This window comes from candidate division WOR-3 bacterium (genome assembly GCA_039801905.1).
Classification (GTDB): domain Bacteria; phylum Hydrothermota; class Tepidihabitantia; order Tepidihabitantales; family JBDRVQ01; genus JBDRVQ01.
In genome coordinates, this window is the sequence record JBDRVQ010000007.1 from 40,137 (window position 1) to 60,310 (window position 20,174).

General features: G+C 44.6%; 14 protein-coding genes. 6 read left to right on the forward strand and 8 right to left on the reverse strand.

Annotated features, from left to right (window positions below; translation table 11 throughout):
• Nucleotides 1-73: 73 nt before the first annotated feature.
• The 3 genes from ABIL00_02350 to ABIL00_02360 form a co-directional block, all read right to left on the reverse strand.
• Nucleotides 74-4,252: a CARDB domain-containing protein gene (locus ABIL00_02350; GenBank protein ID MEO0109612.1), complete on the reverse strand. Its 4,179-nt coding sequence runs from the start codon at nt 4,250-4,252 to the stop codon at nt 74-76.
• Complete coding sequence (locus tag ABIL00_02355; protein ID MEO0109613.1) at nt 4,245-4,424, reverse strand: hypothetical protein; 180 nt, start codon at nt 4,422-4,424, stop codon at nt 4,245-4,247. The genes ABIL00_02350 and ABIL00_02355 overlap by 8 nt, the downstream gene beginning before the upstream one ends.
• Nucleotides 4,425-4,820: 396 nt before the next feature.
• Nucleotides 4,821-5,054 (reverse strand): hypothetical protein, encoded by a 234-nt coding sequence (locus ABIL00_02360; protein MEO0109614.1) that lies wholly within the window; start codon nt 5,052-5,054, stop codon nt 4,821-4,823.
• 103 nt (nt 5,055-5,157) lie between these two features.
• Between ABIL00_02360 and ABIL00_02365 the strand changes: the two genes are divergently transcribed.
• The 6 genes from ABIL00_02365 to ABIL00_02390 all read left to right on the forward strand — a co-directional run bounded on the left by ABIL00_02365 (nt 5,158) and on the right by ABIL00_02390 (nt 15,210).
• On the forward strand, nt 5,158-7,674 hold the full coding sequence (locus tag ABIL00_02365; protein ID MEO0109615.1) for a T9SS type A sorting domain-containing protein: 2,517 nt from the start codon (nt 5,158-5,160) through the stop codon (nt 7,672-7,674).
• Nucleotides 7,675-9,822, forward strand: a complete 2,148-nt coding sequence (locus ABIL00_02370) for a 6-pyruvoyl-tetrahydropterin synthase-related protein (GenBank protein ID MEO0109616.1) — start codon at nt 7,675-7,677, stop codon at nt 9,820-9,822. It begins immediately after the preceding gene.
• Nucleotides 9,815-11,332 (forward strand): hypothetical protein, encoded by a 1,518-nt coding sequence (locus tag ABIL00_02375; protein MEO0109617.1) that lies wholly within the window; start codon nt 9,815-9,817, stop codon nt 11,330-11,332. The genes ABIL00_02370 and ABIL00_02375 overlap by 8 nt, the downstream gene beginning before the upstream one ends.
• Nucleotides 11,333-11,365: 33 nt before the next feature.
• Entirely contained in the window at nt 11,366-14,206 is a 2,841-nt protein-coding gene (gene purL / locus ABIL00_02380; GenBank protein ID MEO0109618.1) for a phosphoribosylformylglycinamidine synthase subunit PurL, read from the forward strand.
• Nucleotides 14,207-14,377: 171 nt separating this feature from the next.
• Complete coding sequence (locus tag ABIL00_02385; protein MEO0109619.1) at nt 14,378-14,764, forward strand: RidA family protein; 387 nt, start codon at nt 14,378-14,380, stop codon at nt 14,762-14,764.
• A 2-nt stretch (nt 14,765-14,766) separates the two neighbouring features.
• Entirely contained in the window at nt 14,767-15,210 is a 444-nt protein-coding gene (locus tag ABIL00_02390; GenBank protein ID MEO0109620.1) for a hydrogenase 3 maturation endopeptidase HyCI, read from the forward strand.
• Here ABIL00_02390 and rfbB read toward each other — a convergent pair.
• The 5 genes from rfbB to ABIL00_02415 form a co-directional block, all read right to left on the reverse strand.
• On the reverse strand, nt 15,180-16,193 hold the full coding sequence (gene rfbB / locus ABIL00_02395; protein ID MEO0109621.1) for a dTDP-glucose 4,6-dehydratase: 1,014 nt from the start codon (nt 16,191-16,193) through the stop codon (nt 15,180-15,182). The genes ABIL00_02390 and rfbB overlap by 31 nt on opposite strands.
• Nucleotides 16,190-16,669, reverse strand: a complete 480-nt coding sequence (locus ABIL00_02400) for a dTDP-4-dehydrorhamnose 3,5-epimerase family protein (GenBank protein ID MEO0109622.1) — start codon at nt 16,667-16,669, stop codon at nt 16,190-16,192. The genes rfbB and ABIL00_02400 overlap by 4 nt, the downstream gene beginning before the upstream one ends.
• Complete coding sequence (locus tag ABIL00_02405; GenBank protein MEO0109623.1) at nt 16,666-17,745, reverse strand: glucose-1-phosphate thymidylyltransferase; 1,080 nt, start codon at nt 17,743-17,745, stop codon at nt 16,666-16,668. The genes ABIL00_02400 and ABIL00_02405 overlap by 4 nt, the downstream gene beginning before the upstream one ends.
• A gap of 13 nt (nt 17,746-17,758) precedes the next feature.
• A complete protein-coding gene (locus ABIL00_02410) occupies nt 17,759-17,935 on the reverse strand; it encodes a hypothetical protein (protein MEO0109624.1) in 177 nt (58 codons plus the stop codon).
• Nucleotides 17,936-18,306: 371 nt separating this feature from the next.
• On the reverse strand, nt 18,307-20,174 hold a 1,868-nt coding region (locus tag ABIL00_02415), incomplete at its 5' end, for a T9SS type A sorting domain-containing protein (protein ID MEO0109625.1).

A 20,174-nucleotide genomic window follows, 5' to 3' on the forward strand; every position in this document is an offset into this window, starting at 1 on the left:
TAGGGGTTCTCACCCCTCTTGCGGGAAAAAGCCCCGTGGTTTTTTCCCTGTCACCCCGTTGGGGGAAAATTGGCTACTTCACCACGATTAACTTCCTATCTTCCTTGTAGCCCTTGGACTCAAACCGTAAGAGATAGATTCCCACCGGTAGTCTCTTGATTGTAAACTCACCCTTATCGCTTCTCGCAAGATAAACCAGACTTCCTAAGGTATTATAGATTTTGAGAGTGGCAACTTCTTTCTTCGGCAGGTTGTAATAAACCTTGGCCAAACCCTTGGTCGGATTGGGCACAATCCGAATACCAAGTTCCTTACCAGTCAGATATTCCATCGTCGCGGTATTCGGTAAGGTAGCAGCCAATGGCAGATATTCACCGGTATACTTCCAGATGGAAGTTGTATTATTTCCTTTCAGAGCATAGATTGTACCATCGGTCCAGAGGCAAAGTCCACCACCACCCTTCACATACTTCTTATCCGGCATCTTCGGTATCGTATCCAAACCAACCCAACCTCCAGGCGGTGTCAAGCCCCAGAACTCCTTCGTATTATTCCCCTTGAAGGCATAAATCTTTCCTTCCTTCACAACCATTGAGGCACCTTCGCCAACCTTCTTCTTCTTATTCCACATCGGATGAGTGAAAGGCATTCCAGAATCAGATGTCCAGGTCTTATTCGGGATGTCATACTTGTAGAACTCATTATACTTACCCCTTAAAGCATAGAGCGTATTCTCATCATAGGCAACTAAGCAAGAACCATCACCATAACCCTTATCTCCCGGAGCAGATGGTAAAGTCTCAATCCAAGTGTTATTGGCGCAGTCAAAGGCATAGAACTCATTGGTCTTGGAACCCTTTAAGAGATAGACAAAACCATTAACATAAGCCATTCCCGTGCCACCTTTCAGAGCCTTGCCACCACCAGTCGGAATATCCGGTAAGGCGACCCAACCGGATTCACCCTGGGTATCATACTTCCAGAATTGTAAGGTATTGGTACCAGAAGCGAAATAGAGCCATCTTGTGCCATCATAGACCATACCGGTTCCCTTCTTGACACCCTTCTTTCCCGTAACTGGGACGGAATCAAGTGGTGTTGGGGCAGTTTCCGGAACGAAGGCATAGAAGTCTTTCGTATTATTTCCCTTGACGATATAGATCTTATCGCCACCGTAAACAATCAGACCACCGCTCTTTATCTTCTTGCCCGAAGGTGTAAGTGGCACTTCCACTGATAGTTTCTCCCAGGCACCCGGTGGCGGTGGTGGGGTACCAACGGTCACATCCCGTTTCATCGTATCATTCGCTGGGTTCATATCCAGGGAGTAGACTGTAAAGGCGGAGAGGTGATAGACGCCTTCGGTGGCAATCCATGGTGTGAGAACAACGGAGAGAACTTCTTCAGGATTGATCATGCTATACTCACGGAAGTCGTTATAGACCTCATTACCGAGGTTATCGTTAATTATCACTTGGGCGCGGATATTGTAGGCTGGGACATTGCCGAGGTTAGAAATCTTAATATTCACCGGTATCGCAGCAGCGGGTGGTTCAACCGCATTCGGCCGGACAATTTCTACAACCGTCAGGTCGCGGAACCGGATAAAGGTAGAACCAGTCTGGCCATCGTTATCCGGATTCATATCGTTCGCGAGTTCGGTCCAGGCATTCAGTTGATATTCACCGGGTTCGGTTGGTGTCCATTCCTCAAAGGTCACATTTTGGGAAGAGTTGCCCTCCATCGTCAATTCCGCGGTATCGGCATAGACAACCGCTTTGCCATTGCTAATCTGGAAGATCACATTAAAGGTCCTGTCAAAGTAGCCATAGTTCCAGACTGTTGCCTGCGGTTGAACTGATGTGCCAAAGTCAACTGTATCACCAGGAGCAAGAATCGCGCTGACACCGGCATCAATACCCGGGACAGCAAAGACCAGACGCATCATCCAATCATGACCAGTCCAGAGGTTCCAAGTTCCCGGTGGCGGAGTCATGGACCAGTAAGAACGACTATTGGGAGCGCTGGCATCAGCCGAGACATAAGGACCGGAAGAAGAGCCGGTTGGCCAGTGGACCACTAAAAAGACATCATTGGGATTACCGGAAACCGCAACATCGCCAAAGTCAACAGTTTTCCAATCGGTTGTCGGAATTACGGTCGTTGCCGTTGGCTGGTTGGGAACCGAAACAATTGGCGAAGAGAGTCTTGGGATATTAGCGGATTCGGGATAGACGCCACAGTCCGCGAAGGAAAGGGGCACAGTGGAAGCGGAGATATTGAAACGACCCCTTCTGATTAGATAATTGGCAGCCGGTGGGGTAATCTTTACCGCAAACCGGTCATCGGGACCAGAAGGATACTGAACCCAGTAGTAGGCTTCTGGCACTCCATCATCATAGCCAACTTCAATCTCTGCCCAGTTGGAGAAACTATGGCTCATCACCTTGGCATCATTCTCGGGTTTCTCATCCCCTGCCAGTAAGGTGCGCATCGTATCAAGATAGACCCCTTCGCTCGGTGTGAATTCTGGAAATTCCACTTCCCGTTCTTCCCCACTTATTAGGTCATAGATAATAACGGTCTCGTTGTAAACCTCAACCCCAGTGTTATCCCGGATGACGCACTGAACATCAACTTGGGGTTGGTCATTGACACCATAATTCTTAACCTTAGCCTTCGGAATTACTGGTTCTGGGGGCCAGTTCGCAGGTGGACTAACAATCTCTGAGACACCAACATCATTCGCTGGGACCCAGACCTTCACATCATCCAGATAGTATCCCTCATAGTTGACTGAGGCATCGGATAAAAATCTCCACATAAACCGCATCTTATCCGAAGTGGGGAGAGTCTGGGAGAAAGCCTGCCAGGCACTAAGATAGTTCCCTTCGCATTTCATCAATCTCGTCCAAGTGGGGTTGGGATTATCAAAGTCCGCTTCGGTCGTATAGTAGATGATGACCGAATCATAACTGGCTTCAAGATACCAGCGGTGATAGAATTCAAAGAAGCATTCCGACATAGCGGACATATCAACAATTGGTGATAAGAGGATGTCATTAGAATTGTTTTCATAATAAGTTGCCCCATCCGCGGTATTCCGGCAACTATAGGTTCCGGTGTGGGCGTAGTTATCGGATTGGGACCAGGTATAACCGCCATTGATATTCTGGACGACCCAACCAGTCGGTGGGAAACTCCCTTCAAAACTCTCATCAATCCCGGTCACAACATAAGTGGCACCTTCAACCCGGGTTAAGGTATCATTTGCCCGGTTCTGGTCCGTAGAAAGGTCGGTGAAGAACTTTAAGGTATAAGTGCCAGCGGATGGTGGGGTCCAGGCAAAGAAGGTATCAAGATAAGTCCCAGAATTGAGCGAAGGAATGGTGATTGTCTGTTCCACTGTCCCATTGACCATTAACTTCACTGGGATATCGGTCTCATCATTTTCACCAGAGTTTACCACCCTAAACCAGAACTCATCTTCATCACCGGCGACCACTGGATAATTTACAACATTGTAAGGGGTAGTGGCACTAACATCGTGGGCAACTGGAAAGCCAAGTCGGATATTGGGCCGGTTATAGGAAGTAGATAAGGACGTTGGCTGGGAATAATCAGAATAACCCCTCCTCACCCGATAATTTGGAGAAGTTGAGTGGTAATACCAGTAGGGATAAGGAGAAGTCCAGGCTTCATAACCTTTAACGATCAGGATGATGAGGTTTTGAGTATTAGAATAAGCGAAAGGAGTTGTAAAGGTGACATATTGCCAGCCGGTCTGGGTATTGGGCCAACTTCCCTGCCAGACCAAGACCCAGGGTGAAGGTGGCGGAATCGTTACAATACCAGAAGTTAAGGTTGTAGCGGTTGTCTCGCGCATATAGATTGAGACATTCTGAATCGTAATTCCACCGGTGGAATAGTTATTAAATCCCATCGCGACGATATTCCCGGCGGTATTAATCTCGGTCTGAAGGTAGATTCCCTGCCAGGTGGAATAGTTAAAGAACCGATACATTGGCCAGCCTTCATAAGAAGTTCCGGTGCCGATCTCAATCCACATCTGGTCGGTTGGTGGCGCAATCGGTTCTTCCCCGGGCTTATTGCCAATCTCTACCCAGTTCATCTCTTCGGGTTTCGCCTTCTTCGCCGGTTCCGGATTGAGGACGGACTGCGCGGGCACGCTCGCCAGGATAAAGCCGAATGCTCCCAAAAGGAGCATTAAGAGAGCGAGTCTCTTAAACATAATTACCTCCTCGTGGCGGGATAAATTTTCGCTTTCTTTCCCCGCCCAAAAGAAAGCGTTGGGGTAAAAAATCTAACCAGTAGACCAAGACCCCAAAACTGGTCTCTGGGGCAGAAAAGAAGATGGGCTTCTCTCTTCTCTTTCCCATTTCCCTTTCCGCCATCTTCTTCATCTTACCTTTCCACCAAGTTTAACCTTGGCTTATTTATTATAACAACCTTTTTTAGAAAGTCAAGCATTTTTTTCCGGTCCTATAATTTATTATAATAAATAAAGGGGAAAAGTCAAGGGTCAATTTAACCTTCCTTCTGCTCATCATCTCTCTCATCTTATCCCTTCACCAAATCACTTTATTTATTATAACAACCTTTTTTAGAAAGTCAAGCTTTTTTTCCGGTCCTTAGGTTTTTATTTTCTTCTTTACCTTCTCTCTCTTTTCTCAAAACGAAATTGTATCTTATTTATTAATAGGTCTTATATTAATAATTCTTATATCTACCCTAAAATTTATCTCCACGCCTTGTCTGAGAATGCCGGGCGTAATTTTTCAGATGTATCGCCCAAGATACTATGTTGTATCACTAAGAATACAGGGTTGTATCAGAAAAGATACAAGATTTTTAAGGTTATCCCCCATACCGCCTTCCCGACCCCATTTGATTCGGACTAAAAGGGAAAAATCGGCAACGGAAAATAGGAAGGAAGAAAGGTCCCGTCTCTTTTGGGGAATTGGGAGAAAGGAAAAAGGGGAGAGAAGAAAGAAAGAAGATAGGGAAAGGATTTCCCGTCTCCCGCCTAACAAAAAGTGAAGCCTTCTTCCGAAAGATAGGGGAAGGAAGATAAGGCTTGATTTTTTAGGAAAAAGTAATAGAATCCCTTATGCGCTTAAAATTTAGGAGGAAAGAATGAGTATTCTCTTTCTCATCTTTTTATTAGAAATTTTAAGACCCATCCCCTATTATGACCCAGAGGGGAGACTCCCTTCCCATTTTGAAGATTATCAATCTTCTATTAGTGAACCCTATAACGAAGTCGTCCTCTACAGCGCGCCCAAGGAGTTAATCCGTAAGGATTCTATAAAAGTCTTACAACTTAACTCCCTGGCGATTATTTTTATCAACTCCGGATTGTATCCGGAAATCCAAAGCGAACTACAAGTTTATCTCCAAGACTTACAAAACGAAGGCTACCGGCCAAAGGTTATTTTAATCACGGGTGGTCGGGCACAAAATTTACGCCAAACCCTTCAAGCCCATCGCGACTCCGGCTTGGTGGGAAGTGTAATGATTGGTAGTCTACCGGTCGCCTGGTGGGAAGATAGTAACTCCGGAGAAGATTACCCGATTGACCTCTTCTTTTCTGACTTAGATGGGGTATTTGCCGATAATGATGGTGATGGTAAATACGATTCCCATACCGGAAGTGCGGCACCCGATATCTGGGTGGGAAGAATTCATCCCGGTTCTTTAACTTATGATGGGGAAGCCAATCTGGTAAAAAGTTATCTGCAAAGGAATCACCTCTACCGCACCGGTCAACTACCAGTTCCTTCCCGCGGCTTAGTTTATAACGAAGTGACCTGGTATCCCAATAACCACGGAATGAATTATCTCTATTCCGATATCACAATGTTCAATGATGAGAATACAACAACCGCCTATCATTATAAGAATCAACTGCGGCTCGGTTATGAGTTTGTCCATCTCATCGCCCATTCTTCTCCCTGGGCTCATACCTTCTTTTTAGCCAATGACCAATTTGGTGGTGGTTCGGTCTTCAATTTTGAAATTCCCGCTTTAGCCCCCAATGCCTGTTTTTATTTCTTAAACGCCTGTATGTGTACCCGTTTCTTAGAGAAGGATAATTTAGGCAACTGGTACCTCTTTGCCCAACCCTGGGGTTTAGTGGTAATGGGGTCAACCCAACTGATGTACGGGATTAGTGACCTCTCAACTATCTATCGGGCATTGGGTAGAGATTCTTCTTTTGGTGATGCCTTCCTCAAATGGCACCGCTCAACCTACTCTTCCTTTCGGGGAACCGGGATTTTAGGCGACCCGACCTTAAAGGTAAATCGGAAGAAAGAACCTCTCGTCCAAGTAAACCCGCCATCTTACAGAAAAGGGGAAATCTTAAACTGGACCGAATATGTGGTTGATACCGTCCCCTTCGTTAATGGCAATCCGGCAATCGGCTACTCTCAGGGAAGAATCAGGATTGTCTTTGACTCCGGTCGGATTGTCCGTTCTGACAATTACTTCTCCTCTTTTGATGGCAGCCGTTTCACCCGTCCGGAATCAATCGCCTGGCACGAATACTATGACTTCTTTCCCGCCTGTGCCACTGACCGGACCGGCCGCTTTTGGGTTGTCTGGCAGAGTTTCCGGGACTATAATAGTGGCTATGACCATTTCCAGTTATTCAGTTGCTATTATCACAATGGCAGTTGGTCAGGTGTCAGTCGGGTTGGACCACTGGCTGGTCATCACGATGTCCAGCCCGCCTTAGCCAGTGCCGGCGATACAATTTGGTGTGCCTTCAAATCCTGGCGGGCAGGTCAGGGTGATATCTGGTTATCCTATGAAGTAGGTGGCAGTAATTGGTCAAACCCGGCCCGATTGACTACCGACTCCTTAGACCAAATTGACCCAACCATCACCGTTGACCGGAATAATTACCCCTGGATATTCTGGACTTCCCAAAGGAATGGTAAATGGTGCCTCCAAGGGAGAAGATACGAGCCCGGCTCCCCAATCTTTAATCTTGACACCATTGGTAATAACTCTTCACCCAAGGCGATAACTGATAACTCAGGAAGGATCTGGGTCATCTGGCACAAGTTTCTCAATAACCAGGCGGATATCTATTACTCTTATTACGATGGCACCAATTGGCTTTCACCGCAACCGGTTACCAATACACCCTTTAACGAAATCCTACCGGATATTACCCCAACTCCTGATGGCCGAGTTTGGGCAACCTGGCAGGGAGATAATAATGGCTACTGGGATATCTATATTTCTTATTATCAGGATGGTTGGTCTTATCCCCAACCGATAACCAATGACCCAGCGAATGATTACGACCCGGTCATCACCACTGATGCCTCTGGTAATATCTGGGTTGCCTGGGCATCGGACCGAAGGAATTATTGGCATATCTATGCCGCGGTCAGCCCCCCAACCGGTATCGCTTCCAAAAAAGAGGATAACTTCCCAATCCAAATTTTACCCAACCCCTTTTCCCAAAAGGGAAGATTTTCTCTCCCCAAAGGTTTCGTCTTAGAGATTTATTCACCCACCGGTCAAAGAGTAGCCACCCTCTCTCAAAAGGAGATAGGCAATCTGCCAAGTGGTGTCTATTTGGTAAAAATTAAAGGGAAAAATTATCTAAAAGCCCAAAAGATTGTCGTGGTTGATTAAGTGAAGCCGAAAAAGAAACCTCCCCAACCAAAACCAAAAAAATTAAGTGAAAAGAAAAAGATTTATCTTATCCTTTTTGCCATCGCCTTTATCGCTTCCCTCTCCTTTGTTGCCCGGGGTTATCCCACCGCCGGTGATGTCTGGCCCCACTTGGCTCGGGTGAAGATGGTCCAAGAATGGCTAAAAACCGGTAGTTTTCCTTTCTTCTCTTTCTTCTTCTATTCCGGTTATCCGGCACTGAGATTTTATAGTCCCCTCTTCTTTCTCCTGGCTGGGGTCTTATCCCTTATCTTTGGTATCTTTTGGGCAACAAAAATCTCTCTCTTTCTCACCAATATCCTCTCCGGTTTTGCCTTCTTCCTCTTCTTAAAAGAGATAAAAAAGGATATTAAATTTGCCCTCTTCGGTAGCCTCGTCTATCTCTTAGTTCCCTGGCGGATAATGTATGTGGGTGGGGTTGCCACCTATCCCTTAAATTTAACCTTCCTCTTCCTCCCTTTAGCCTTTCTCGCCTTAGAAAAAATTTTTCAGAACCCTTCCTTCAAAAACTCTCTCCTTTTGAGCCTTACCATCTCTTGCCTCATCCTCTCCCACTTCGTTTATGCCCTCTGGTCCTTTCTCTTCCTCTTACTATACTTTCTCTTCCGACGCCAATTTGCGAAAAAAGTATTCCTTTACGGCTTTCTCGGTTTAATCTTTTCTTTCCTCCAATCTTCTTTCTTTTTGCTCCCCTTCTTAATAAAATTCTCCTCCCATAGTTTCCCCCAACCTTACCAGAAACTACCTTCGCCCAACCCGATTGTCCTCTTTGGTTTGCGCTCCGAGATTGGTGGTTATACCGGTGCCTATCTCGGTTGGAGTGTCATCTTCCTTTTAATCTTTGCCTTCCTCTACCAAAAGAAAAATAAAATTTTATTAAAAGATGGTGTCTTCTTTAGCCTTCTCCTCTCCCTCTTTTTAACCTTCTTCCCAACCTTTTTGAAAAAAGGTGACCCAATCCTCACCGCTGGTTTACCACCCCAACGCTTTTTGGCTTTCTTTGTCTTCTTTTCCGGAATAGCGGTTCTGGATGGGATAAAGTTTCTTCAGGAGAGACTTTTTAAGTTGGGAATGGATTACCATCCCACCTTCCTTCTCCTCTTTCTAATTTTAATTTTTGACTGCCTACCCCGTTCCTTCTATCCCCTCTATTCTAAGAGAGAAGAACTCTTGGGACTGAGGGAAGAGATTTACGAAATCTTAAAAAGGGAGAATGTGGTGAAGTTAGTAGATATTGACATCCCAACCGAAGGGATTGATATCTTCAAAAGAACCTGCCGTTATCCAGCGCTGGGGTATATCTTTGCGGACCTACCAACGGTTTATGGCCCACCCTATCACCAGTTTGCTTCCAAGAATATGCTTTACATCTATCCCTGGATGAATCGTTTAGCGGTTGACCTGGGTGATTCCACCACCCAAACCCTTTCCGAAAACTCCTTAAAAATTATGAGACTGGCTGGAATTAGTAACATCATCAGCCTGCCCACTTTAATCGGGGGGACTGTCGACCAAACCTTCCTCCTATTAAAAAAGGGTATCTGGTGGGATGACCGGTTCATCCTGGCGGAAAGGAAACCACCCTTGGCGATTGGTAAATACCCTTATCTCTCACTCTTCCTCGCCTCCAACCGGATAAAACCCTTGCCCTTAGAGAAAATAATTCCGGAGAAGTCTTTCTGTATCGCCGAAGATTGGCAAGATTTATTGGAAAAAATCTCTATTGACCATGAGAAAGGCAATTGCTCTTTTATCCCCCTCCGCTTTGGCCAAAGAGAAGACTCGCTATTGGGGGAAGAACCAACAATCAATCTCCATCACCTCAACCTTGACCACAACCTAATCTCCGCAGAAATCTCCGCCAGTAAAGATTGTTTTTTGCGCGCGGCGGTCAGTTTCTATCCGGAGATTAAAGTTTTAGTTGACGAAAGGGAATTAGAAATCTTTGAGACCAAAGACCATTTTCTCGCCTTTCCCTTTCCCGCCGGCAAGCATCAGATTAAAATCTTTACCGAGAAAACTCCGATTGACATCTATCCCTTCTACCTTTCCCTTTTGACCCTTCTCTTCTCCTTTCTCTTTCTCATTATTCGGAGAAAAGATGGATAAAAAGACCTTCACCATTTTCTTTTTTATCTTCTCCCTAATTTTTACCCTGCCGGTTTGGCTCTTTCCCCTCCTACCATTTGTTGACCTACCCCAACACCTAAACTTCGCCTTCGTCTTAAAAAACTATTCCCAACTGGGCTATGGGAAGTTCTATTCCCTTCGGCTCTTCCCGATGCATAATACCCTACATCTTTTCTTTAATTATCTCCTCTCTTTCCTCTTTCCCTTGGAAGTGAGTAATAAAATTTATGTCACCATTTCTCTTTTACTCTTTCCCCTGGCTTTACTCTTCTTCCTAAAAGTGATCGGCGGGAACGAAAATTTTAGCCTCCTCGGTTTTCTCATCTCCTATAACTATAACCTCTTTTGGGGTTTTATGGGAATTAATCTGGGAATTGCCTTAACCCTTTTCTTAATTGGCTACGAGATTAAATGCTTAAAAGAGAGAGGAAAGATAAAGTACCTTGCCATTATGGTCTTCCTCTTTTCCCTTATCTTCCTTGGCCATTCTCTTATCTATCTCTTCTCTTTTGTCACTTATCTCCTGCTCTTAATTTTTATTCCGGCAAAGGGGAAAAAGATTTATCTTTTCCTCCCTTTAATTATCCCCTTTCTTGTCTTCTTCCTACCCTGGCAGATTGGGCAATTCCGAGGTGAAGGGAGTGAACTTCAGGCACAATTCAAAGAATATATCTCCCCTTCCGCCCTTTATAATAACCTCTGGGATTTTTTGCGCCGGGTGGGGATGAAGACCGATGAGAGTTATATCTTCATCTTAAAAATCATTTTCGCCGCCTCCCTGCTCACTACCTTCTACCAATTGAAAAAGAAAGGGTTCGGTTATCTCCTTTCGGAAATCTATCGTCCCCTTTCCTTCTTTTTCCTTGTCACCCTTCTCTTTTATGCCTTCTTCCCCGGCACCTATACCGAAGCGGTATTTTTGAACGAAAGGTTTGCCCCACTTCTCTTTCTTTTGATAATTGCCTTTTTAGCCTTAAACCTAAAAGAGTTTAACCACCCAATCCTTAAATATCTCTTTATTATAATTATTATCTATACCGGTCTCAATATCGGTATCCGGATCGCCATCTTCAACTATGAGGCAAAACCGGCAAAGGAGATGCTTTTAAGACTGCCCGAAGGGAAAAAACTGGCAGGTTTAATCTATCAGAAGAGGCAAAAGGCAGACCTCTTCGGTTATGATGTCTTCTTACACTTCCCCGCCTATTACTCAATCTCTAAGAAAGGTTTAGTCGGTTTCACCTTCGCCCATATCCGCTACTCCCCAATTGTTTATACCGATTCCTTCCCCTTATTCCGGATTGACGAATGGGAGACCTGGTATTCGGTCTTTCCCGAAGGTTGGGAAGAATATGATTACTTTCTCGTTACCGGAGAACCGAGACCCTCCGACCAACCGATTATTGAAAAATGGCGCCTCTTGGAGAAGAAAGGCATCTGGTCTTTATACGAAGTGCCGCCGGAGATAAAGCCCCCCAAAGAAGAATAATTGACAAGAGAAAAATCGGGGTTATTATGGAAAATGCTCTTCCGGGTAGAAATCAAGAAGAAGTTGGAAGATAAAGAAGGGATTGCCCTCTTAAATCAGGTAAGGGAATTTTTTCCTAAAGGGATTGAAAAAATTTCTATAATTGACCTCTATTTCGTTGAAGGGGAGATTGAGAAGAAATTATTTGAAAAGATTGCTAAGAAAATCTTTTGCGACCCGGTGAAGGAAGAGATAACCCTGGGCCGCTTTCCTTTACCGGGAATAAGTATTGAGATTTTATACAATCCCGGCGTCTCCGACCCCAAAGAGGAGAGTCTGAAAAAGACCTTCGCTGACTTTGGCCTTTCCGAGATTAAAATCAAAACCGGAAAGAGGTATGTCTTTAAGGTCTCGGGGAAGAAAAAAGACTGGGAAAAGAAGATAAGAAAGATTGCCGAAGAGTTCCTCTACAACCCTTTAATTCAGCATATCGCCCAGCCTAAGGAGAAGATTTTCTTAAAAGGGAAAGAATATACCTTCTATTTAATAGAAATCCCAATCCGAAAGGCAAGCGGTAGAGAGTTAAAAAGAATTTCCCAAGAACGTCTCCTCGCCCTCTCCCTTCCCGAGATGCGCGCCATTCAGAGGTATTACCAGAAGTTAAAAAGGGAGCCCACCGATATTGAGTTGGAAACCTTTGCCCAGACCTGGTCCGAACACTGTAAGCATAAGACATTGCGCGGGGATGTCATTTATCAAGAGAACGGGAAAGAGATTTTTATCAGAGACCTCCTCGCTTCTACCATCTTTAAGGTGACAAAAAAATTGAATAAACCATTCTGCCTTTCGGTCTTTAAGGATAACTCCGGGGTGATTGAATTGGATGAAAATTACGGCATTACTTTTAAGGTTGAGACCCATAACCACCCTTCGGCATTAGAACCTTATGGTGGTGCGGCAACCGGCATTGGCGGTGTGATTCGGGATTGTTTAGGAACCGGGAAAGGGGCAAAGCCCATCTTAAATACCGATATCTTCTGTTTTGCTCCCCCGGACTTTCCAAAGAGAAAGGTCCCCAAAGGGGTTCTCCACCCCAAGAGAATCTTAAAAGGGGTGGTGGCGGGGGTGCGGGATTATGGCAACCGGATGGGAATCCCAACCGCCAATGGCGCCTTATATTTCCATAAGGATTTCTTAGGTAACCCTCTGGTCTTCTGCGGCACGGTTGGGTTAATCCCAAAGGATAAGATAGAGAAAGAGATTTCCCCCGGCGATGTGATCATCCTCTGTGGGGCAAAGACCGGTCGGGACGGGATTCACGGTGTCACCTTCGCCTCCTTGGAATTATCCGAAGAGATCTCTTCCTCGGTCGTCCAGATCGGGAATCCGATTGAAGAGAAGAAGTTGACCGATGCCATCTTATTAGCCCGGGATAAAAATTTAATTAAGGCAATTACCGATTGCGGGGGTGGTGGTTTATCCAGTGCCGTCGGGGAGTTGGCAAAGGATTTCGGCTGTGAGGTCTTCTTAGAGAAAGTCCCCTTAAAATATTCCGGTTTGAGTTATACCGAAATCTGGATTTCGGAATCTCAGGAGCGAATGGTGATCTTTGCTGACCCGGAAAAGGTAGAGGAACTGATAAGATTATTTAATGATTACGATTGCCCAGCAGTACCCATCGGTAGGGTGACCAATGATAAGAAACTGAAACTCTTTTACCAAGGTCATAAGGTGGGAGAGATTGCTATGGAATTTTTACATAAGGGAAATCCCAAAGTAATAAGAAGGGCAGAAATAAAAATCCCAAAACCAATAAAGGTAAAAGATTTCCCCGAACCAAGAGATTACAATGAGACCCTCTTAAAACTTTTATCTTCCTTCAACATCGCCAGTAAGGAATGGGTTGTGCGCCAGTATGACTTTGAAGTTCAGGGAAGGACAATTGTGAAACCAATCACCAGTGACGGCTGTGTCTTAAAACCCCTTTACGAGAAAGAGTTGGGGATAGTTATCAGCAATGGTCTCTGCCCCCGTTACGGACTCCTTGACCCTTATTGGATGGCGGCTTCGGCGATTGATGAGGCATTAAGGAATGCCGTCGCCTGCGGTGGTGATATCAATAAGACGGCAATTTTGGATAACTTCTGTTTTGGCAACCCGGAGCGGAAAAAGGTTATGGGAGATATCGTTAGAGCCTGTCTCGGTGCCTACAAGACCGCTCTTGGTTATCAAGTCCCCTTCATCTCGGGAAAAGACTCTTTATACAACGAGTTTAAGGTGAAAGGGAAAAAGACCATCTCTATCCCTCCCACCCTCTTAATCTCTGCGGTCTCAGTTATCCCAGATATCAAATTGGCTTTAACCCCTGAGTTTAAGAAAGAAGGCTCACCCATCTATATCATTGGTGAAACCAAGGAAGAGTTGGGTGGTTCGGAATACTTTGCCCTTTTGGGAAAATTGGCTGGGGAAGTGCCAAGGGTTAATCCCAAATTGGGAAGGGAAATTTTCCAAAACCTCTTTTTCGCCAATCAAAAGGGTTATCTCCTCTCCCTCCATGATATCTCGGAAGGGGGGATTGGCATAGCAATTGCCGAGATGTGTATCTGGGGGAAGATTGGTGCCGAGATTTCCCTTTCTGAGATTCCGGGGAGAGAGAAGATTAAGCGGAAAGACTTTCTCCTCTTTGCCGAATCCAATACCCGCTTTCTCTGCGAGGTGAAGAGAGAGAAGGAGGAGGATTTTAAGAAATTATTTGCCCATCTGCCCTTTGCCCAAATTGGTCGGGTGGGTGGTGATAAACTCTCCATCAATGATAATAAGAATCTCATCTCCCTGCCCGTGGCAAAACTTGCTCCTGTTTGGAGTGATTCTCTAACCCGCCTCCTGAGGTATTGACAAATTAAAAAATTATTGTATAATAATATAATAAATAAAAAGTGGAAAAGAGAAAGAGGGTCCCGGTCAGGATGAATTTCTTCCTTCCTCCTTCCGTCAAGCATCCTCCCGAAATTCTCCGGCCGGGACCATTCCCTATTGCTCTTCGGAAAATTTTTTTTATAATCATCTATGAGTGAAAATAAGAAGATTATTTTTAGCGAAGATGCCCCAAAACCAATCGGACCCTATAGTCAGGGGATAAAGATCGGAAACTTCCTCTTTACCGCCGGTCAGATTGCTATTGACCCAAAAACGAACGAACTGATAAAGGGTGATATTAAAGAGGAGACGCGGCGGGTCTTAGAAAACTTAAAGGCGATTTTGACCCAAGAGGGATTTTCCTTAAAGGATGTGATTAAGGTCAATATCTATTTGGTTGATCTCTCTCACTTCCCCCAGGTGAATGAAGTATATAGTGAATACTTTAAGGAAGATTTCCCCGTGCGCACCACGGTTGGCGTCGCCTCCCTACCAAAAGGGGCAAGAATTGAGATTGACCTCCTCGCCTATCGCTAACTATGGAGACTTTGATTTTGGGGGTTGGTAATCCTTTAAGGGGAGATGACGGGATTGGCAGTGAGATTGCCAAAGAACTGATCCGCTTGGGGTTTAAGAATGTGATAGACAGCGAAGATGCGCCGGAGAATTTTATCCTAAAAATTATTGACTTAAAACCGAAGAGGTTAATTGTGATTGATGCCTGCGATTTTTCCGGAAAGGTTGGGGAATTTCGCCTCTTTACCAAAGAGGAGTGGCAAAAGATTCTCCCCACTTCTTTTTCCACTCATACCCTTCCCCTCTCCCTTTTCCTCTCCCTCATTGCCCGGGAGGTTTCCTGTGAAGTCTATCTTTTAGGCATCCAAGTGAAAAATTTAGAAATGTCTTCGGAAATCAGCCCGGAATTAAGAGAAAAGAAAAGCGAAATCGTCAATTATCTTCTTAATCTTCTTTCGGGTAAATAAAACTTAGAAAACCGGCGAAAATAGGCTCTCTCTTCTTTAATCTTCTCCTCCACCCAGGAGAAATTTTCTAAATACCAATCAACAGTCTTTCGCAAACCTTCGGCAAACCTTGTCTTTGCCCGCCAGCCCAATTCTCTTCTTACTTTCTTAGTAGAGAGGGCATAGCGGAAGTCATGTCCTGGTCTATCGCGGACGAATTGAATCAGACTAAAAGGTTTCTCTAAGAGGGAAAGGATACTTTTCACAACATCAATATTTTTCTTCTCTTCCCCACTGGCGATATTATAGGCTTCACCAATCCGTCCTTTTTCTAAGACTTGAAAGATCCCTTCCGCACAGTCTGCCACATAAAACCACTCTCGGACATTTTCCCCCTTTCCATAAACCGGAACCTTCTTATTCTTTAAGGCAGAGTAGATAACAAGGGGAATAAGTTTCTCCGGATATTGGTAAGGACCATAGGTATTAGAAGGCCGGACGATTAAAATCGGCAAGTTATAGGTGCGATAATAAGCCTTCGCCAGCATATCGGAAGCCGCCTTACTCACCGCATAAGGAGAATTGGGAAGGAAGGGAGATTCCTCGGTGAACTTCCCTTTTTTTATTTCGCCGTAGACCTCATCGGTTGAAACCTGTAAGAACTTCTCCACTCCATAAGTCCGAATCGCTTCCAAAAGGGTATGGGTTCCTTTAACATTGGTTTCTAAAAAGAGCGAGGGGTCAAAAATACTCCGGTCAACATGGGTCTCGGCGGCAAAATTGACGAGATAATCCGGTCTTTCTCTTCTCAAGATCCTTCTCACCGCATCCCGGTCGGCGATATCCCCTTTATAAAACTTAACTTCTCCTTTCGGAATTCTTCGTAAATCACCAGCGTAGGTCAACTTATCTAAGACAATAATCTCGTAATTTCTTTCTAAGCCCTGCCGGACAAACTCACTACCAATGAAACCACAACCACCCGTTACCAATATCTTCTTCATAAATCAAATTGAAAAGGGGAAGGTTGGTTCTCATAGCGAATTTCGTCCACCGCCTCTTTCCTTCCCCATCCTTTATAGAGGCGGTTCGGAAAGTTTATGATGTAAGCCGGACTATCTCCGATATTCACATAGCCGTGAACCACCCCCGGAGGAACAATCACCCTTTTCAACTCCCCTTCCCCAAAGGTTAAAACTAACTTATTTTGATAGGTTGGGGAGTGAGGTCGGTTATCCCAGAGATAGAGGCGGAAGGTGCCAATTCCCAAAAAGCAGAAATAGTCGGTCTGCTCTTTATGTTCGTGGGGACCCCGACTCTTTTTGGGATAGGTTAAAGAGATATAGGACATCACCGGATAAATCCCTTCTTCCATCTCATCCTGCCGGAATAATTCGGCAAGCCAACCCCGTTCGTCAGAATTCTTTTTCAAATCCGTAATCACCACATCGGCAATCGGACCAATCTTAAATTCCCTCATACCTCAATCTCGGAATCGTCAGAGATTAAAAGGCGGAGACATTGGTGAGTTTTCTGATTCTTTTCAATCCGCACATTCCGGCCGATAAGCGATTCCGCCATCCGATTAATCTCCTTAATTTTCGTTCCTTTCAAGATGATAGAATATTCAATCGTTGAATCTTCAATTACACAATCCTCAGCAATCGCCGTAAAAGGACCAATTTGGGAATTGATAATCTTCGTATTCTGCCCAATCACCACCGGTCCGTTAATCTCACTATTTCTCACCTCTCCCCCTTTCCCAATCTCCACTTTACCCGAGATTTGGGATTGAAAAACATCTCCTTCAATCTTCCTTTCAATCAATTGTTCAAGAATTGTTCGGTTCGCCTCCAAAAGGGAATCCTTCTTTCCGGTATCCAGCCACCATTTATCTAAGATATGGGCGTGCACCTTCCTTTTGTCTTCTAACAACCGGGCGATGGCATCGGTAATCTCCAACTCTCCCCGGGCGGATGGTTTTATCATCTCAATCGCCTGATGGATCGCCGGGGAAAAGAGGTAAACACCAACCAATGCTAAATTTGATTTCGGCATTTGCGGTTTCTCTACCAATTCCACAATCTCCCCTTTTTGATTAAGGGTGGCGATACCAAATTGGCTGGGATTAGAAACTTCCTTCAAAAGGAGCAAGGCATCAACCCCCAACTGATTAAACCTCCTAATAAACTCCTTCAAATCCTCACCGATGAGATTATCCCCGAGATACATCAAGAAAGGTTCATCTGCCAAGAAATCCCTTGCCACCTTTACTGCATGGGCAAGCCCCTTCGGCTCTTCTTGAATTATGAAGGTAAAACTCACCCTTTGCTCACCTAAAATCTTCCTCTCGTAATCAGCAACGCTCTCCTTAATCAAATCGCCGGTCTCCGGAGCGATGATGATACCAATATTAGAAAGTCCGCTTTTGATGATATTGTCTAAGACGAAATGGAGAATGGGCCGGTTCGCCACCGGCACCAGTTGTTTCGGGATGGTAAAGGTCAAAGGCTTTAACCTCGTCCCCTTACCACCGCAGAGGACCAGGCATTTCATAAATTTTTAAGTTCTATTTTAATAAGGAATTAGTAAAAGTCAACCCTCCGGTTCCCAACCTGAGTGGTAAAACTCTGGGAAGGCTAAACTTTTTTAGCCTTTCCATTATCATCTCAATTAATCTCCTGATTAGGTTCTCCTTTATCTCCCCTATTAAAACCCCGATCATCTCTTCCCTTATCATTCCCATTATACTATCAATTATACCTTTTCTAAGACCCCCAACTATCCCTTCTTTTACCTCTTATATTATCTCTCCGATTAAACTCTTTCTTAATCCACCTTTTAGACTCTAAATTAAGTCTCCGATACCATCCCCTGTATGCTACATCCCTTTTTATAAAAATAAATCCCTCCCTTTTTGGAGATCAAAGTTTTATTTAGTAATTAGTTTATTGTATTATAAGGTATCTTTAGAAGATGTCAACCCTGGAGTTAAGTCGCCCGCCACCCGCGAAGCGGGGTGGCGAAGTCTCGCCTCGTAAAGGCGGATAAGACTTTTATAAAATAAAAACGCCCCCGGAAAATCCGGGGGCGTCTCCTATTATTAGGGAAAATTGGCTACTTCACCACGATTAACTTCCTATCTTCTTTGTAGCCCGTTGATTCAAGCCGCAAGAGATAGATTCCCGCTGGTAGTTTCTTGATCGTAAACTCACCCTTATCGCTTCTTGCGGAATAGACCATGCTTCCTAAGGTGTTATAGATTTTGAGAGTCGCAATCTCTTTCTTCGGTAAGTTGTAATAAACCTTGGTTAAGCCTTTGGTCGGATTGGGGACAATATTTATAAAAGTCTCACGACTTAACTCCTTAGTGAACTCTTGGGCTCCGGTATTTGGTAAAGTCACAAGGCAAGTAGCGCTACCGGTATATTTCCAGATAGAAGTGGTATTATTTCCCTTTAAGGCATAGATTGTGCCATCGGTCCAAGTGCAGAGTCCACCACCACCCTTCACATACTTCTTATCCGGCATCTTGGGGATTGTCTCTAAGCCTGCCCACTTGGTCGTTGGGTCAAATGACCAGAACTCCTTCGTATTATTTCCCTTGAAGGCACAAATCTTGCCACCCTTTAAGACCATTGCCGCACCTTCGCCAACCTTCTTCTTCTTATTCCACATTGGATGAGTGAAAGGCATTCCAGAATCTTTTTCCCAGGTATTAGCCGAGATGTCATACTTGTAGAACTCATTATACTTACCCCTTAAAGCGTAGAGCGTATTATTATCATAGGCAATAAGGCAGGAGCCATCACCATAACCTTTACCGGTATAAGAACCTTCTGGTGCCTTTGGTAAGGTTTCAATCCAGGTGTTATTGGCACAGTCAAAGGCATAGAACTCATTGGTCTTGGAGCCTTTTAAGAGATAGACTTTTCCATTAACATAAGTTATTCCAGTACCACCTTTCAAATTTTTGCCAGCACCAATCGGCACCAAAGGCAAAGAATCCCAAACTTTATTCTGAGTGTCATAACGCCAAAACTCTCTGGTATTTGAACCCTTTGTAATGTAGAGGAATCGCTCGCCATCCGAAGTTATCGCCCCTCCTTTCTTCACCTTTTTTCCAAAACCAAAAGGAACCGTATCCTCAAATACCGCGCTCATTTCCCCTGGAATATAAGAATAAAGACTTCGGGTATTATTCCCCTTTAAGATGTATAACTTATCGCCACACCTCGTAATCCCGCCACCAGATTTTATCCGCTTCCGGTCCGGTTCTAAGGGAACCTCACCAACCTTAAACCAACCACCATAAGAAATCCCACCCTTTACAAATACTTGACCTTCTTCCTTATCGTTGGTGTTATTCATATCACCGCTCAATTGAGTAGTACACTTGGTAGTAAAACTCCCAACTGAATCAGCAATCCAAGAGTCAAATTCTATTATCCTCTCTTCATTGGGTGTTAGGTCAATTACCGGTTTGGTGGAAGACCACTTGACACCTTCAATAAAGAATGTGGCATCAAAGGTTACTGTGGTATTGCCGAAGTTTTTAACCTTTGCCTGGGGGAGAATTATTGCTCCGGAATCAACGGTATCAGTGGGCGCGATAATCTCAATTACCCCAACATCCAAAAATCTAACGAATACCTCTCCTTCCTGCTGATCATTAGCATTATTTAGATCGCCATTAAGTTTTGTTGTGCATCTTATCTCTAAACTACCAATCGGTTCTGCCACCCATTCGGCAAAGGTGAGTTGCTCCTCTTCATTAGGACCTAAGGTGATACTTCTTGTATCCTCATATTTACTTCCTTCAATCCAGAAGGTGACATCAAAGGTCTTCTCTGTATTACTATTATTCCGAATTGTTGCCTTCGGATAGATTATCTCACCGTAATTCACCGTTCCTATTGGCTCATCAATAGAGAGACACTGGGCATCAAGGTATTGGACAAATACCGAGCCGGTAGATTTATCGT

Excerpts from the sequence above, each read along its gene's own strand:
- ABIL00_02385 (MEO0109619.1), top strand. The coding sequence starts at position 14,378 with ATGAGTGAAAATAAGAAGATTATTTTTAGCGAAGATGCCCCAAAACCA.
- ABIL00_02350 (MEO0109612.1), bottom strand. The coding sequence starts at position 4,252 with ATGTTTAAGAGACTCGCTCTCTTAATGCTCCTTTTGGGAGCATTCGGC.
- purL (MEO0109618.1), top strand. The coding sequence starts at position 11,366 with ATGCTCTTCCGGGTAGAAATCAAGAAGAAGTTGGAAGATAAAGAAGGG.
- ABIL00_02410 (MEO0109624.1), bottom strand. The coding sequence starts at position 17,935 with ATGGGAATGATAAGGGAAGAGATGATCGGGGTTTTAATAGGGGAGATA.
- ABIL00_02375 (MEO0109617.1), top strand. The coding sequence starts at position 9,815 with ATGGATAAAAAGACCTTCACCATTTTCTTTTTTATCTTCTCCCTAATT.
- ABIL00_02400 (MEO0109622.1), bottom strand. The coding sequence starts at position 16,669 with ATGAGGGAATTTAAGATTGGTCCGATTGCCGATGTGGTGATTACGGAT.
- ABIL00_02365 (MEO0109615.1), top strand. The coding sequence starts at position 5,158 with ATGAGTATTCTCTTTCTCATCTTTTTATTAGAAATTTTAAGACCCATC.
- ABIL00_02405 (MEO0109623.1), bottom strand. The coding sequence starts at position 17,745 with ATGAAATGCCTGGTCCTCTGCGGTGGTAAGGGGACGAGGTTAAAGCCT.
- ABIL00_02355 (MEO0109613.1), bottom strand. The coding sequence starts at position 4,424 with ATGAAGAAGATGGCGGAAAGGGAAATGGGAAAGAGAAGAGAGAAGCCC.
- rfbB (MEO0109621.1), bottom strand. The coding sequence starts at position 16,193 with ATGAAGAAGATATTGGTAACGGGTGGTTGTGGTTTCATTGGTAGTGAG.
- ABIL00_02390 (MEO0109620.1), top strand. The coding sequence starts at position 14,767 with ATGGAGACTTTGATTTTGGGGGTTGGTAATCCTTTAAGGGGAGATGAC.